Raw genomic sequence first — 14027 nt, forward strand, 5'->3', positions numbered from 1 at the left:
ATGCCGCAACCCGCACCTCGCCTGCGGCTTGGCTTCACGCTGACCGAGCTGCTGGTCTGCCTGTCGATCGTCGCCGTGCTGGCGGTGGCCGCCTATCAGGCCATCGACGTGCTGATGGCTCGCCATCAGGTAGCCGTCGCCGCGGACAGGCTGGCGGCTTCGCTGGCACAGGCGCGCAGCACGGCCATGGCACGGCGGGCCGAGGTTGCCCTGCAACCGCTCGATGGCAACACCACGCTGGACCAGGGCTGGCAACTCGTGGCCACAACCGGGGCCCGCCAAACCGGGCAGCGTGCCATCGCCGTGTCCGTGGTCCAGCTCGGCGCCCCGTGCCTCGCCGTCTTCCTGCGCCAGACCGCACGCGCCAGCAACATCCTGCGATTCACAGCTGTGGGATACTCTCGGTCTGAGCAAGGCGGATTTCAGGCCGCCACTTTCACGCTCAGCTGCCGCGGCGAGCAGCGCCAGGTTCGCATGGGAGCGCAAGGACGGATCCGCCTTTGCACGCCCGAGCATGACAAGGACTGCGAGGCATCGGGCGAACCTGCCCCGCCCTGACAGCGGCACGCACACCCAACGCCCAGCGGGCAAGAGTCACCGGCCAAATGTTTTCCGATTCCGACCACGCCGCCATGCAGCAAGCGCTCGCGCTTGCAGCGCGAGGCATGTTCACCACCACCCCCAATCCACGCGTCGGCTGCGTGCTGAGCAAGAACGGGCAGATCATCGGCCAGGGCTTCACCCAGCCGGCCGGACAGGATCACGCCGAAATCCAGGCCCTGAAGGATGCGCAAACGCGCGGCATCGACCCCGCTGGCGCCACCGCCTATGTGACGCTTGAGCCCTGCAGCCATTTCGGCCGCACGCCCCCCTGCGCCGACGCGCTGGTACGCGCCGGCATCGCGCGCGTGGTGGCGGCGATGGAAGATCCCAACCCGAGCGTGTCCGGCCGTGGCCTGCAGCGGCTGCGCGACGCCGGCATCGACGTGCGCTGTGGCCTGCTGGAAAAGGAAGCACGTGACCTCAACATCGGCTTCGTGTCGCGCATGACGCGTGGCCTGCCGTGGGTGCGGGTCAAGGTCGCAGCGTCGATGGACGGCGGTACCGCCCTGCACGATGGCACGAGCCAGTGGATCACCGGCCAGGCCGCGCGCGACGATGGGCACGCCTGGCGCGCGCGCGCCTGCGCCATCCTGACCGGTATCGGCACGGTGCGCGACGACAATCCGCAGATGACCGTGCGGGCTATCCCAACGCCGCGCCAGCCGCAGCGCGTGCTGGTCGATTCACGACTGGAAGTGCCGCTTGAAGCACACATCCTGACACCCGACGCTGGCGACCTCGCCAAGCCGGTACTGGTGTTCAGCGCGGTGGACGACCGGGAACGCCGCCACGCGCTCGAAGCCCGTGGCGCGGAAGTCGTGGTATTGCCGAATCCGCACGGCAAGGTCGAGTTGCGCAAGATGCTGGAGGAACTGGGCCGGCGCGGCATCAACGAACTGCACGTCGAAGCGGGTTTCAAGCTCAATGGCTCGCTGATCCGCGAGCATTGCGCCGACGAACTGCTGATCTACCTGGCGCCCAAGCTGCTCGGCGACGCGCAAGGCATGTTCAACTTGCCGCCGCTGTCCCGTTTGCAGGATGCCGCCGCCTTCCGCTGGCACGATGTGCGCCAGATCGGCGAGGACCTGCGCCTGATCGCGCGTCGCAGCGACGCCTGACCCAACTTACCGACGGCGCGCCAGCCGCGCTGGTTACCAACACCCGAACTTTCGAGAACACATCATGTTTACTGGCATTGTGGCGGCCGTTGGCCGCATCGAGACCGTCACCCCGCTCGGCGCAGAGAGCGCCGACAACACTGGCGTGCGCCTGCACGTCGCGGCTGGCGGCCTGGACCTTTCGGATGTGGTCATCGGCGACAGCATCGCCATCCAGGGCGCCTGCATGACCGTGATCGCCATGACTGCCGACAGCTTCGACGTGGAAGTCTCCCGCGAATCCCTGAATAAGACCGTGGGTCTGGAACTGGCGGGCCGCGTCAATCTGGAAAAGGCGCTGCGACTGGCGGACCGCCTCGGCGGGCATCTGGTTTCTGGCCATGTCGACGGTCTCGGCGAAGTCGTGCACTTTGCCCCGGTTGGCGAATCGCATGAGCTGCGCATCCGCGCTCCGCGCGAACTGGGCCGGTATCTGGCGTACAAGGGCTCGGTCGTGATCAACGGCGTGTCGCTGACCGTCAACCGTGTCACCGACGAAGCCGATGGCTGCGTGTTCTCGATCAACCTGATTCCGCATACGGTCGAAGTGACTACGTTGCAGGAACTCAAGGCGGGCAGTCGGGTGAATCTGGAGATTGACTTGATCGCGCGGTATGTGGAGCGGATGTTGTCGGCGTCTGCTGACGCAGAGAAACCATTGATTTGATTCGATTTCCCGCAATCAACTGTCAACCTCTGCAGGGCTAAAGTCGCGCTGCAGCAGATTGGGGCCACCGGCAAATCGTGGTTCGAGTTGGCCGTCGCCAAGTACTTGCGCGCGTGGCGCTGCACGGATACCGTGCAGCGCCACATGGTTGGCGTCCACCTGATGCGCGGACTTGGTCTTTGCCCATACCGTGCATCGATCGATAAGCAATCGCATCGATGACGCAGTCGTGCGTTGGCGAAGAGCCCGGCTTTCGGTGGCTCACTGGACGAGCGTTAACCCACCCAATGCGTTCAGCATGGCCTGGGAGCCGACCGTACCGCATACGAGCGGATCCAGCGCGACTGCAGACAACCTGGGCAGCAGGCTCGGCTCGGAAGCGACGGATTCCAGCAGCCAGGAGCCAAAGCCTGCATCACGCAAATGGTCCTCCAGCGTTACGACAGAAGAGAAAGGCTGGATTTGTGCGGGCTGACTGACTTTGGTGTCCATTCCCCAGAGCGGCAGCGAGTACACGCAAGGTTTGGTGCCATCGCAAGCTTCTGCTCTTGAAATGGCGGCAGCGAGGCCTGCGCCCGTTGATAGCAATGCCTGCCCGCCATCCTTCTGATCACCCTCTCTCACCTTCAACCATTGACCCGGTTGAACCTTTGGCACCTGCGTATGGAACTTAGGCTCTCCCGCTTTTCCCAGACGAAGGTACGACGGTCCGGGATTGGCGATGAGATATCTCATGCAGGCCTGGGTTTCCAGAGGGTCGCCCGGGGCCGCAATCAACATGTTTGGCATGGATCGCATCAATGCGTAATCCTGGACGGCATGATGTGAGTAGCCAAGAGCACCGTAGGCCAAGCCTCCACCGACAGCAACCACGGTGACCGGTAGCCTGTGATAGGCAATGTCGTTGCGAATTTGCTCCGCGCAGCGGAAGGTCGGGAAATTGGCAATGGAATACGTAAAGACATGGTATCCCTCGGAGGCCATTCCGGCCGCCAGGCCAGTCATATTTTGCTCTGAGACTCCGGCGTTAATGAATCGATCCGGAAAGCGGTCGGCAAAGGGCTCGATCACCGAATAGCCCAGATCGCCCACAATCAGAGCAATATGCGGATGCTCTGTGGCCAGCGTGACCAGTTCTTCAATGAATGCATTTCTCATCTATCGTCTCCCGAACACTAGGCCAGCTCGCTGAGGGCCTGCGCCAACTGCTCGTCGTTCGGACTGCTGTAGTGCCACTTGACGGCATTTTCCATAAAGCTCACACCCTTTCCCTTGGTAGTATGGGCGATGAGAATATTCGGCTTGCCTGGCTCCCACGGCGTACTGGCCAATGCGGTGGCTAACTCATCGTGGTCATGGCCATCGACCTCTCGGACCGACCAGCCAAATGCACGCAGTTTTTCAGCCAACGGCTCGAGGGACAGCGTCTGCTCTACCGTGGTGAGACTTTGCAGCTTGTTGTAATCGATGATCGCTGTCAGGTTGTCAAGCTTGTGATGACTGGCAAACAGGCAGGCTTCCCAGTTGCTCCCCTCTCCCCACTCACCATCGCTTAGCAGGACGAATGTCCGCCAGGCCTTGTTCTGGCGTTTTGCCGCGAGCGCCTTGCCCACACCGAACGGCAAGCCATGGCCGAGGGAGCCGGTTGAGAACTCTATGCCGCGAACTTTATGACTGACGTGGTTCATCAGGATCGCCCCGTCCTGACCGTATTGACGAAGATCGTCGCGCGGAAAAAAGCCGCACTCGGCCAATACCGCATAGACGGCTACACAAGCGTGACCCTTGCTAAGAATAAAACGGTCGCGATCGGCGGCTCCGGGGTCCGCCGCGTTGAATCGCATTACGCGTCCGTACAGTACCGATACGATATCGGCAATAGACAATGCACTACCAATGTGCGACGCCTTGGCCCGGTGAACCATTTCAAGGGCTTGACGGCGTACTACACGGGCGAGGGATCGAGTATTAGTCATGGAGAGTTCACCGGCATGTCTGTTGATGCCAGCGAGCTGTGCGCTCAAGCGCATCGTCGAGGGGAATGGGATGTTGCAGACCCAGTTCCTTAACAATCAGATCAACATTGGGCACGTAACGCTCGGCCGGCCGGTCCGGACGAGGCGATTGGATGATACGTACCCCTGCCGGCGAGCCAAGCACCTGGTTGACCTTGTGAGCTAGATTGCCAATGGAAATGGCTTCGGGGCTGCCAACGTTATAGACCGCGCCAGAGGCTGCACGCAGCTGCATGGCCCATAGCCATGCAGCCATATCAGCGGCGTAGAGGTAGGTTCGGTAAGGGGTCCCATCTCCCTGGACAACGATTTCCCTGCGTACCATGGCATCCCGCAGGAAGTTGCCTGCCGCAAACTGTTTGTCCAGCGCCAAATACGGGCCAACGAAGGCAAAACAGCGTGCAATGGAGAAGTGGATATCATGGCTGCGGCAGATTACCTGCGTGAGCCACTCGGCTACCCGCTTCCCTTCGCCATAGGCGGAGCCTGGAGAGGCTATATCAGGCGCCCCCATGTAGGATTCGCTAACCGATGCGAGTTCGGGCGGCTGCCTCCCATAGACTGCTCCGGAGCTAAGCAGCAAGAATTGTTTTGCGCCGCAGGACAGTGCGAAATCCAATACCCGGCGGGTTCCATCGATGCTCGTCGAGAATGTCTCAAGGGGCGTACTTGGTGCGACAACATCGGCGGCCGCATGGATGACGCGCGCGAATGATCCCGACGGAAAATCGAAGTGCCGGACGTCGCCGCGCACCAGGGTCAGGCCGCGTACCCCGGCGAAATGCGGCTCCGCTTCGAGAAAGGCCGCCGGGTCGCGACTGAGCACCACGAGCTCGCTGCCCAAGGCCAGTTGGCGGTCCGCATACTGCCAGACGGCGATCAGCCATTTGCCGATGAAACCCGTGCCGCCGGTCAGAAAAATTCTTTGACCGGAGAGTGCGCGCCATGCCTCGGCGCCCACGACTTCAACGGCGTGGGCAAGGTCTTCGGTACAAGGGAGGGTGCCCATATCTAATCGTTCAGAAATTGAGCCCGAAGAACGTTTCCAGTTTGGTCACGATAAAGTCAAGATGCTCAGTGCTCAAGCCGGGGTAGACACCCAGCCAGAAGGTTTGATTCATCACGATATCGGTATTGACCAGTTCGCCACTGACGCGATAGTTTCTCCCAGCCATATACGGCTGACGGGTCAGGTTTCCGGCAAAAAGCAAACGGGTCCCAATCTTGTTTTGATCCAGATAGCTCAGCAGATCAACGCGGCGGGTGTTGGCCGAATCCTTCAAGACGAGAGGAAAGCCGAACCACGAAGGGTTGGAGCCGGGCGTGGCCTCTGGGAGATGCAGGAATTCTTCGCAGGATTTCAAACGTTCGCGCAGATAGTCGAAATTGGCCCGACGCGAGGCGATGAAATCGTCCAAACGGTCAAGTTGGGCCAGCGCGCATGCCGCCTGCATGTCACTGATTTTAAGATTGTAGCCGAGATGGCTGTATGTATATTTGTGATCGTAGCCTTCAGGGAGATCACCCAGCTTCCAGCAAAAACGCTTATTGCAGGTGTTGTCCTTGCCGGGAGGGCAATAACAGTCGCGCCCCCAATCGCGAAAGGATTCCGCGATCTGCTTGAGCTCGGCACTATTCGTGAAGACTGCTCCGCCTTCGCCCATGGTAATGTGATGGGCCGGATAGAAACTGAGTGTACCGATGTCCCCGAACGTGCCCACCATCTGGCCACGGTAGGTCGCACCCAATGCATCGCAACAGTCCTCGATCAACCAGAGCCCATATTTCTTGCACAAGGCGGTTATCACTTCGAGGTTAAAGGGGTTGCCCAGGGAGTGGGCAAGCATGATGGCTTTGGTCTTGGGCGAGATCGCCGCTTCGATTTTTCCTGCATCGATATTGTGCGTGGCCAGGTCGACGTCAACAAACACGGGCACGGCACCGAACTGGATAATCGGATTGACTGTGGTCGGAAAACCCGCCGCAACACCGATGACCTCATCTCCCTGCCGGATGGCACGCTCCCCCAGCTTGGGGGACGTGAGCGTCGAGAATGCGACCAGGTTAGCCGATGACCCCGAGTTGACCGTAATGAGATGCTTGACGCCGATATACCTGGCCAGGCGCTCCTCGAACATCGCATTGAAGCGTCCGGTCGTTAGCCAACCATCCAGGCTCGCGTCAACCATGTTCTTGAGCTCCGCGGCGCCAATCACCTTGCCCGAGACCGGGACCGGAGTTTCACCTGGAATGAACGGCGTGGGGGCATAGACGATGTCCGCATATTGCTGGACGAGATCAGCTATCTCCCTGCGAATGGCATCTGGAGACCTGGGTGTAAACTGAATGTTCGCGATCATGAAGCAATTTTCCGGGCGTAATTAAATACAATTCTGGTACTGAGCGATCTGCTGGTGGCACATCGCCTGAACATCGCCTTTGGCCAGCCAGGTCTGGTGCCAATCCACAATCCGGCCAAGTGCGGTGGACAGGCTCCAGCGTGGCTTCCATGCAAGGCGCGTCTTGGCCTTGGATATGTCCAGCTTCAGATAATGGGCCTCGTGAGGTTGGCTCGAATCGTCGAGTTGCCAGCTTGCGCCTTGCCCCCAGAGATGTGCCAGGTGTTCGACAATCCATTGGACAGGATTGGCGTCTTCATCGGATGGTCCGAAATTCCAGCCCTCGGCAAACTTTGTGCCATCCTGGTACAAACGTTCGGCCAAGGTCAGGTACCCGGATAGCGGTTCAAGGACGTGTTGCCATGGACGAACCGCATGAGGGTTGCGAATGATGACTGGTTGTCCCTTTTCAAAGGCCCGCAGAATATCTGGCACCAGGCGATCCATCGCCCAATCGCCACCGCCGATCACATTGCCCGCCCGTGCCGACGCTAACGCGATACCCGTCTGCCCAAAGAACGATCGCTGGTAGGCGCTAGTCACGAGTTCCGAGCACCCTTTGCTGTTGCTATAGGGGTCATACCCCCCCATCGGCTCGTCTTCCCGGTAACCCCAGACCCACTCGCGGTTCTCGTAGCACTTGTCGGTCGTCACATTGACGATCGCACGTACACTGCCAACGTGACGGGCGGCCTCCAGCATATGCACCGTGCCCATCACGTTGGTTGCGTAGGTTTCGACGGGTGCCTGGTATGAATAGCGCACCAGGGGCTGCGCGGCCAAGTGCAGAACAATGTCGGGTTGAAACGCTTTCATGGCAGTCAGAACAGCCGAGTAGTCCCGGATATCCCCGAACGTGCTGGCCATATGCTCCCCTACACGCGCCTCGGTGAACAACGCGGGTTTAGTCGGCGAGGGCAAGGCGAAGCCATGAACTTCCGTGCCCATCGACTGCAGCCAGAGGCCCAACCAGCTACCCTTGAAGCCCGTATGGCCTGTCAGGAATACTCGCTTGCCCCGCCAGAAGGTAGCATCGACTGTCGCCATGGCTAGTCCCATTTCTTCCATGGGGCTTTGCCGCCAGCCCACAGCTCCTCGAGCATCGTTTTGTCTCGCAGGGTGTCCATGGGTTGCCAGAAGCCTTCGTGATGAAACGCCATGAGCTCGCCTTCATCCGCCAGCCGCATCAAGGGTTCTTGTTCCCAGACTGTTTCATCTCCCCCCAGATAGGAGAGAACCTTGGGCGACAGGACGAAAAATCCGCCGTTGATAATGGCGCCATCGCCTTTCGGCTTTTCCCTGAAACTCAATACCTGCTGTCCCTCTATATTGAGAGAGCCAAACCGACCCGGAGGCCAAGTCGACGTCAGCGTGGCAGTCTTGCCATGTGCCTTGTGAAACGCGATTGTCGAGCCAATATCGACATCGCTTACGCCGTCTCCATAGGTCAGGCAAAATGCTTCGTCATCCTTGACGTAGTCGGCAACCCGCTTCAGCCGCCCTCCCGTCATCGATGATTCCCCTGTGTCTACCAGCGTGACCTTCCATGGCTCGGCTCGCTTCTCGTGGACATGCAGGGAGTTGTCCCGCATGTCGAAGGTGACGTCGGACGTATGCAAAAAATAGTTTGCAAAATACTCCTTGATCACATAGCCCTTGTAGCCGCAGCAAATGATGAAATCGTGGATGCCGTGCCACGAGTACATCTTCATGATGTGCCAGAGAATCGGCTTTCCACCAATTTCCACCATGGGCTTGGGACGGATGGACGTTTCTTCGCTTAACCGTGTGCCCAACCCTCCCGCCAGAATGACCGCTTTCATATGCATATTTCTTTAGAAGGAAAAACCTTAGCGCGCCTGTAGATTTTCACGACTATTGCCACACAATCGTGACCGAAGGCGCAATGCGCTCTGGAATATGAGTCCGTCGCTTTATTCCAGCTTGAGCTGGATCGCATGCACCAGACCCTGAACGCGATCCTGCCAGGACGCCAGCAAATGATGCGCGAGGTGCTGCGTGTTGGCCAAAGCGGCATCTATCTCCGCCAGATTTGACGGAATCGCGTCTTCCATTCCCGCCTCGTACGACACCGGAGGCAATGCACCGAGCTCGAACTGATCAATTTCGCTTCGCGGAATCTGTGCGTCTTGCATGAGAACAGGTACTGCCCCGCACAGGGCCGCGTCGATATTGGTTGCCGAAATGGAGTCCCAGGAAAAGAAGTATTTGCAATTGCGTAACAGGGCCGCGAGTTGCCGCTTGTCCTTGGGCCAATCGCGCTCGATTAGCACGGTTCCTGGGATAGTGCTGCATTCCGCGAACTCCTGCCCCTTACCCACATAGGTCAGGTTGAGCTTACGCTGCGTCCAATGCAATGTGTCACGCGCATGCATCCACTCGCTGACGAATGGCTTGAACAAGACATAGTCCGATTTTTCAATATAAATTTCGGAATAAGCCAGGACAAATTGAGACTCGATCGGGAAACCGGGTTTTCCTAATACATAGGTAACAAAGTTACGCCCGTTCAGCGGATTTCCCTTGATAATATCCGGGTAAATAATGCATGCATTGCGCACGAACTCGTCAACCTCGGCGGCATCCCTTCCGGAGAAGAAGTCGTAATGACTGCCAACAGGGTCGAGAAACTCCGCTGCGTTCGAGTAACCAAATTTGAATCCCTGGTCTTGCTGCGAGCCTTCGGTGATTAGAACCAAGCCGGCCTGATGACCAAGCTTGTTAAGGGCGGTACAGAGCTCGTGCAGAACCATGATTCCACCAGAACGAGCGGAATAACGTGGCGCGACAACGATAAAATTGGTCATAACAGAACTCATGCGGAAGAATCGACGGCGTCAGCAGATAAACGTATTGTTACCAATCACGTCAATTCTTGACACATTCCACGCAGAGGCTTTCCATTGCCCGCAATGCATCGTAGGGTTCAATTTCCGAGACATTCTCGATATAAACGCTGCTCGCGTACAAAGTCCTTCTGATCCCGGCAAAGCCAGCGCGCTCAAGTACCCACGTCAAGGTTTTGAAATCATAACCACATTTATGATCGTGGTTATGGAGCATACCCATGAAAATTGCGGCATCCGTCACGTACAGATCTTTATCAAGAACTTTCTGATACTCTTCCAAAAAGAATCTGTCACTTGAGAGATAGGCTTTTGCCCACAACTCGAGATCTGGCACCAGGATTCTCATTTTCCCGCCCGGGGCCAGGACGCGATAGCATTCCTGGATAAAGGCAATGCCATCCAGATAACCAAGGTGCTCCAGCATGTGGCTGTGATAGACAAGATCCAGAGAACCGTCGTGAGCCGGAATCCCTTCTTTCAGATCGAGGTTGAGCATGTACGAACCATCTTGTCCATTCATGCCCGTATACAACTGACCGCGCTCCAGGTGCTGCCAGTAACCAATGTTGAGAAAATCTTTATATATCTTGTCCCCGCACCCAAGATTATATTTTTTGAACGTATTGGAAAGATCCCTGATATTTTCCATGCTCTTGGTTTTTTATTGGTGCATCCGCACTTGAAATTGATATGCCGAAAGAGCTGCTTGCCTTGCCGCGTCGATTATCAATAATATTGATCTCGAAAGACTTTCTAACGCTGCTTGGAATACCACTCCCGACCGTCGATGTAGTCGCCATCAAGTTGGGCCGGCGCCTGCAACACGCACGCGAGCCCAGCGCCTCGAGACTTGTTGTGCCGCTGGATCATACGGACATGGTCGGCCTCGCCATCGGGTAAAGAGCGGGGTAAATCGGTATCAATTTGTGGCGGTCAAGTTTTCCTGGACAGGCTACGGGCTGCTTGCCGTTGGCTTGGCCTGTGCAGACGGCAGGTGAGGTATAGCCAAGGGGTTAAGCGCAAGCGCACAAGGTCGTAGAGGCGAGGAATGTGCCGCCTAATGCTCCGAGCAACTCCGCTTCGGGCTACGTGCACTGGCAGCGCGCTGCCACCCGCCTGCCTCGCCTCGGAGTTATGAAAGAAGCACCTCACCCGCAGGTTATCTCGGCGGCAGCCTTTGGGCATACTGCAAACGATGCTGTGATGTCCTGGTGCTCGCTGACATACTGGATTTGATTTAGCCACCCCTTCTCAGCAGCACGCTCCTACAGTCAACGATTTGGGTCACATAAAGGACAATAGACCCACCTATCCCCCGCTAATCAACCGATGGTGCGTTGCGTGGCCCACCTAGAATGCGAGACTTGTGGAAAACCAGGCTTCGGTTGCCCGTCCCGCGAGTGAAACCTGCCTCGCAGCCAGTCGCGCGGCTCAGACCGGGGTGCGCTATGCCAGCCAACACCGAACAGGAAGGGCCTGTCCACGTGTCGCCTGCGTCATGAGCGCGGCGGCAAGGTTTTCTAGGGACGCCGCAGCCAGTTTTCCCGGGGGACTTCCCACCTATGCAGTGCTGTCCATGGCGCAGACCTTCCTCTCGTCTGTCGCTCTTTCGTGCACGGCAGCCATGGCAAGTGCGGATTGGCTTCGTGGGAGCTCAAGGGTCAGGATCCCGGCAAAGAAATAGGTCACGCTTCCACACACCGTAGCATTATATTTTTGACGATCGAATAAAAATGCAATCTCCTGCACCTTTCCTCTCGATTATCATCCCGACCCACAAGCGACCCGCATTGCTCGAACGAGCGCTTAAGTCAATCAAGCTCCAGGAGTGTCCATTTCCGTACGAGGTAATCGTCATATCGGATGCCGCAGACTTTGCCAGTGACGAGGTTTGCTTCAGGCTGCTCGGGAAGAATGACATGGTGATCCGCAGAAATGGCGCTCCCGGTCCATCCCAGAGCCGAAATCTTGGCATTTCCGTATCCTCGGGCCGGTATCTCATGTTTTTGGATGATGATGACGCATGGAGCCCCGACCTGCTCGTCAGACTAGCCAGCCTGGACGAAGTCCGGAAAGACGAATTTCTGTACTTTGACTGTTCTGTGGTCACGGAAAGTCGAACCAATCCTAAATTTGATGTCACGGCTGAAGACAAGATCGAGTTGAGAAACAATCTCAATGAACTGGTGTTCGTAAAGAATCAGGTTCATATGTCATGCTTCGCATTTCCTCGCCGCCTGCTTGGAAACACACGATTCGACCCACACATGCGCGCATACGAAGACTGGGACTTCCAGCTCGCAATGTTCGAGAAAGAAATGCCGCGGCACATTCCAATTCAAGGCTCGATTGTATTTGAGGTCCGGGACGAAACTACCGACCGACGGGGCAGCAGCACGGATGCGACCAATTTCAACGCCGTCCTGGATTACCTGTACGTCTATCGTCGTCGCCCTGCGCCAAGCGAGATCGTGCGTCAGCAGCGGACAAACCTCCTGCAGCAGGTTGGCATGATCGTGCCGGCAGAAGTACTCTAGACGACCATGGCCGACTGCCCGGATTTGCGACAATGTGCGAATCTCACGAAAAGCGGGCAGTCGCCCGGCGCCCTCACCGCGCGTGAAGACACGGCGGCCATAATCCCCGGAAGCCAATGCGGGTAACCGAACTGTTGCGAATGATGCGGTCACACCTATCGCATTTGACACCAAGAACAACGAGATAGAGGGGCTAAGGAAGATTCGCCTGCACCTGCCCCACCGCTTCGGGTCGAAAATCCGGCCAACTCCGTTATTCTCTGATGCATTACATCGGAATGGATATTCGGCAATCCAGGGTTTTCGGGCAACATTTTACTGAATTTCACCAACTCATCCTTGGCACCCCTCAAGATGGATGAGATTTTTCAGGCCACTGATAAAGTCATGCACATAATCCTTTGAAGCGCACTCAATTATCTCCAGGAGATATATCGACCTGATCGTCAGGCACCATCAGAGCCGAGATATTTCCTACCGGGAACCAGAATATCCAAAGAGCACGCCATCGGAACTCGACAAAACCGGATCCATATATCCTCCCCTGACATGTAGAAATGGATCGAAAATCAGCATACCTCAATTCAATCTCATTTCCGATCTTGCCTTCCAGCTCCGAGACCAGCATCCGTCAAAACCAGTTATCCATTTGCGCAGACGGCCTCGGATTTAAATGAGCCCTCGGACGACCCGGTGTACCGCCCGACAGATTTCCAGCCTCCACAAGTCCCCCCCCACCTTTCCCCCTCTTTCCAGCCACCCTCGCTTCCTAAAGTTTTTGAGAGATGCGCCGATCACCCAGTGGGGATTGGTGTAACGCCGATGTTCCTATTGAGCTGCACGGCAACGAGGTCGCGGGCGCCGCGAACAAGTGAACCGGACGCATTCATTTCAAATCTGGGGTAAGGAAACAAGATGCCTTCAATCATTTCCGCGATGTCGGCGGCCCAAATTGCGGCCCTGACAACTGCGCAGATGCACTCCCTGTCGACAGCGGATGTTCAGGCGCTGTCGACAGAGCAGGTCGCCAACCTGAATTCGGACCAGTTGGGCGCCATCAGCGCATCGGCAATCGTGACGCTGAGCACCGCTGCCGTCGCCGCTCTCACGTCTTCCCAGGCGGTCGGCCTCGGGACTGACGACATTGCCGCGTTGAAGACCAGCCAGCTTGCTGCGCTGGATCTGGGCAATCTGACCAGCACGCAGGTGGGTGCGCTGTCGTCGACACAAATGGCGACGCTCAGCAGCGCACAAACCGCGACGCTGTCGACGGCTGAAATCGCCGCCCTGGGTACGGCTCAGATCGCCGCGCTGCCCACTGCCGGCCTCAAGGCCATGGGATCGAACCAGCTGCAAGCTCTGGGTACCGCCGGCATTGCCGTGCTCAAGACCAGCCAGATTGCAGCCCTTGACCTGAACAAGCTCTCCAGCAGCCAGGTCGGCGCCTTCAGCGCCGCGCAGGTGACGGCTCTGACCACGGCACAGGCTGTTTCGCTCAGCACCGCCGAAATCAATGCCCTGAGTTCCGCCCAGGCTTCGGCACTGAGCACCGGCGCGTTGAAGGCCCTGGGTTCCGACCAGCTCCAGGCTCTCTCCACGGACAACGTGGCAGCCCTGAAGACCAGCCAGATCGCCGCGCTGGACGTGACCAGCCTCAAGAGCAGCCAGGTCGGCGCCTTCACGACCGCACAAGTCGGCGCGCTGAACACGACCCAGGTCACTGCGCTGAGCACCGCGGAAATCGATGCCCTGACCACCGCACAGGCTTCGGCTCTGAGC

The 14027-nt window shown here is 57.9% G+C and carries 12 protein-coding genes and 1 pseudogene; 5 read left to right on the forward strand and 8 right to left on the reverse strand.

The window, feature by feature from the left end; all coding sequences use genetic code 11:
- The 3 genes from KHO41_RS17005 to KHO41_RS17015 all read left to right on the forward strand — a co-directional run bounded on the left by KHO41_RS17005 (position 1) and on the right by KHO41_RS17015 (position 2427).
- On the forward strand, positions 1-558 hold the full coding sequence (locus tag KHO41_RS17005) for a GspH/FimT family pseudopilin (RefSeq protein WP_211954442.1): 558 nt from the start codon (positions 1-3) through the stop codon (positions 556-558).
- Between the two features lie 47 nt (positions 559-605).
- Positions 606-1721 (forward strand): bifunctional diaminohydroxyphosphoribosylaminopyrimidine deaminase/5-amino-6-(5-phosphoribosylamino)uracil reductase RibD, encoded by a 1116-nt coding sequence (gene ribD, locus KHO41_RS17010; RefSeq protein WP_211954443.1) that lies wholly within the window; start codon positions 606-608, stop codon positions 1719-1721.
- Between the two features lie 64 nt (positions 1722-1785).
- Entirely contained in the window at positions 1786-2427 is a 642-nt protein-coding gene (locus KHO41_RS17015) for a riboflavin synthase (protein ID WP_211954444.1), read from the forward strand.
- A 261-nt stretch (positions 2428-2688) separates the two neighbouring features.
- Here the strand turns inward: KHO41_RS17015 and KHO41_RS17020 are convergent, their stop codons facing one another.
- The 8 genes from KHO41_RS17020 to KHO41_RS17055 all read right to left on the reverse strand — a co-directional run bounded on the left by KHO41_RS17020 (position 2689) and on the right by KHO41_RS17055 (position 10360).
- Positions 2689-3585: a transketolase family protein gene (locus KHO41_RS17020; protein ID WP_211954445.1), complete on the reverse strand. Its 897-nt coding sequence runs from the start codon at positions 3583-3585 to the stop codon at positions 2689-2691.
- Positions 3586-3602: 17 nt separating this feature from the next.
- Positions 3603-4403, reverse strand: coding sequence for a transketolase (locus KHO41_RS17025; protein ID WP_211954446.1), 801 nt, complete (start codon positions 4401-4403; stop codon positions 3603-3605).
- 7 nt (positions 4404-4410) lie between these two features.
- Positions 4411-5451: an NAD-dependent epimerase/dehydratase family protein gene (locus tag KHO41_RS17030; RefSeq protein WP_211954447.1), complete on the reverse strand. Its 1041-nt coding sequence runs from the start codon at positions 5449-5451 to the stop codon at positions 4411-4413.
- 10 nt (positions 5452-5461) lie between these two features.
- Positions 5462-6802 carry a lipopolysaccharide biosynthesis protein RfbH gene (rfbH, locus tag KHO41_RS17035; protein WP_211954448.1) on the reverse strand — a complete coding sequence of 447 codons (1341 nt, stop codon included), beginning with the start codon at positions 6800-6802 and terminating at the stop codon, positions 5462-5464.
- A gap of 21 nt (positions 6803-6823) precedes the next feature.
- Positions 6824-7900, reverse strand: coding sequence for a CDP-glucose 4,6-dehydratase (gene rfbG / locus KHO41_RS17040; protein WP_376989104.1), 1077 nt, complete (start codon positions 7898-7900; stop codon positions 6824-6826).
- On the reverse strand, positions 7891-8664 hold the full coding sequence (gene rfbF / locus KHO41_RS17045; protein ID WP_211954449.1) for a glucose-1-phosphate cytidylyltransferase: 774 nt from the start codon (positions 8662-8664) through the stop codon (positions 7891-7893). Before rfbF ends, rfbG begins: the two co-directional genes overlap by 10 nt.
- Before the next feature lie 111 nt (positions 8665-8775).
- Positions 8776-9669, reverse strand: coding sequence for a hypothetical protein (locus KHO41_RS17050; RefSeq protein WP_211954450.1), 894 nt, complete (start codon positions 9667-9669; stop codon positions 8776-8778).
- A gap of 61 nt (positions 9670-9730) precedes the next feature.
- Positions 9731-10360, reverse strand: coding sequence for a class I SAM-dependent methyltransferase (locus KHO41_RS17055; protein WP_211954451.1), 630 nt, complete (start codon positions 10358-10360; stop codon positions 9731-9733).
- Positions 10361-11444: 1084 nt separating this feature from the next.
- Here KHO41_RS17055 and KHO41_RS17060 point away from each other — a divergent pair.
- The gene (locus KHO41_RS17060; RefSeq protein ID WP_211954452.1) at positions 11445-12248 is read left to right on the forward strand and encodes a glycosyltransferase family 2 protein; all 804 of its coding nucleotides are present in this window, start codon (positions 11445-11447) and stop codon (positions 12246-12248) included.
- Between the two features lie 915 nt (positions 12249-13163).
- Positions 13164-14027, forward strand: a pseudogene (locus KHO41_RS17065) (heme utilization protein); the annotation flags it as partial.

The organism is Cupriavidus numazuensis (assembly GCF_905397435.1).
Lineage (GTDB): Bacteria > Pseudomonadota > Gammaproteobacteria > Burkholderiales > Burkholderiaceae > Cupriavidus > Cupriavidus numazuensis.

Coding starts and splice junctions, on each gene's coding strand:
- rfbH (WP_211954448.1), bottom strand. CDS start 6,802: ATGATCGCGAACATTCAGTTTACACCCAGGTCTCCAGATGCCATTCGC.
- KHO41_RS17030 (WP_211954447.1), bottom strand. CDS start 5,451: ATGGGCACCCTCCCTTGTACCGAAGACCTTGCCCACGCCGTTGAAGTC.
- KHO41_RS17055 (WP_211954451.1), bottom strand. CDS start 10,360: ATGGAAAATATCAGGGATCTTTCCAATACGTTCAAAAAATATAATCTT.
- KHO41_RS17005 (WP_211954442.1), top strand. CDS start 1: ATGCCGCAACCCGCACCTCGCCTGCGGCTTGGCTTCACGCTGACCGAG.
- KHO41_RS17020 (WP_211954445.1), bottom strand. CDS start 3,585: ATGAGAAATGCATTCATTGAAGAACTGGTCACGCTGGCCACAGAGCAT.
- KHO41_RS17060 (WP_211954452.1), top strand. CDS start 11,445: ATGCAATCTCCTGCACCTTTCCTCTCGATTATCATCCCGACCCACAAG.
- rfbG (WP_376989104.1), bottom strand. CDS start 7,900: ATGGGACTAGCCATGGCGACAGTCGATGCTACCTTCTGGCGGGGCAAG.
- ribD (WP_211954443.1), top strand. CDS start 606: ATGTTTTCCGATTCCGACCACGCCGCCATGCAGCAAGCGCTCGCGCTT.
- rfbF (WP_211954449.1), bottom strand. CDS start 8,664: ATGAAAGCGGTCATTCTGGCGGGAGGGTTGGGCACACGGTTAAGCGAA.
- KHO41_RS17025 (WP_211954446.1), bottom strand. CDS start 4,403: ATGACTAATACTCGATCCCTCGCCCGTGTAGTACGCCGTCAAGCCCTT.
- KHO41_RS17015 (WP_211954444.1), top strand. CDS start 1,786: ATGTTTACTGGCATTGTGGCGGCCGTTGGCCGCATCGAGACCGTCACC.
- KHO41_RS17050 (WP_211954450.1), bottom strand. CDS start 9,669: ATGACCAATTTTATCGTTGTCGCGCCACGTTATTCCGCTCGTTCTGGT.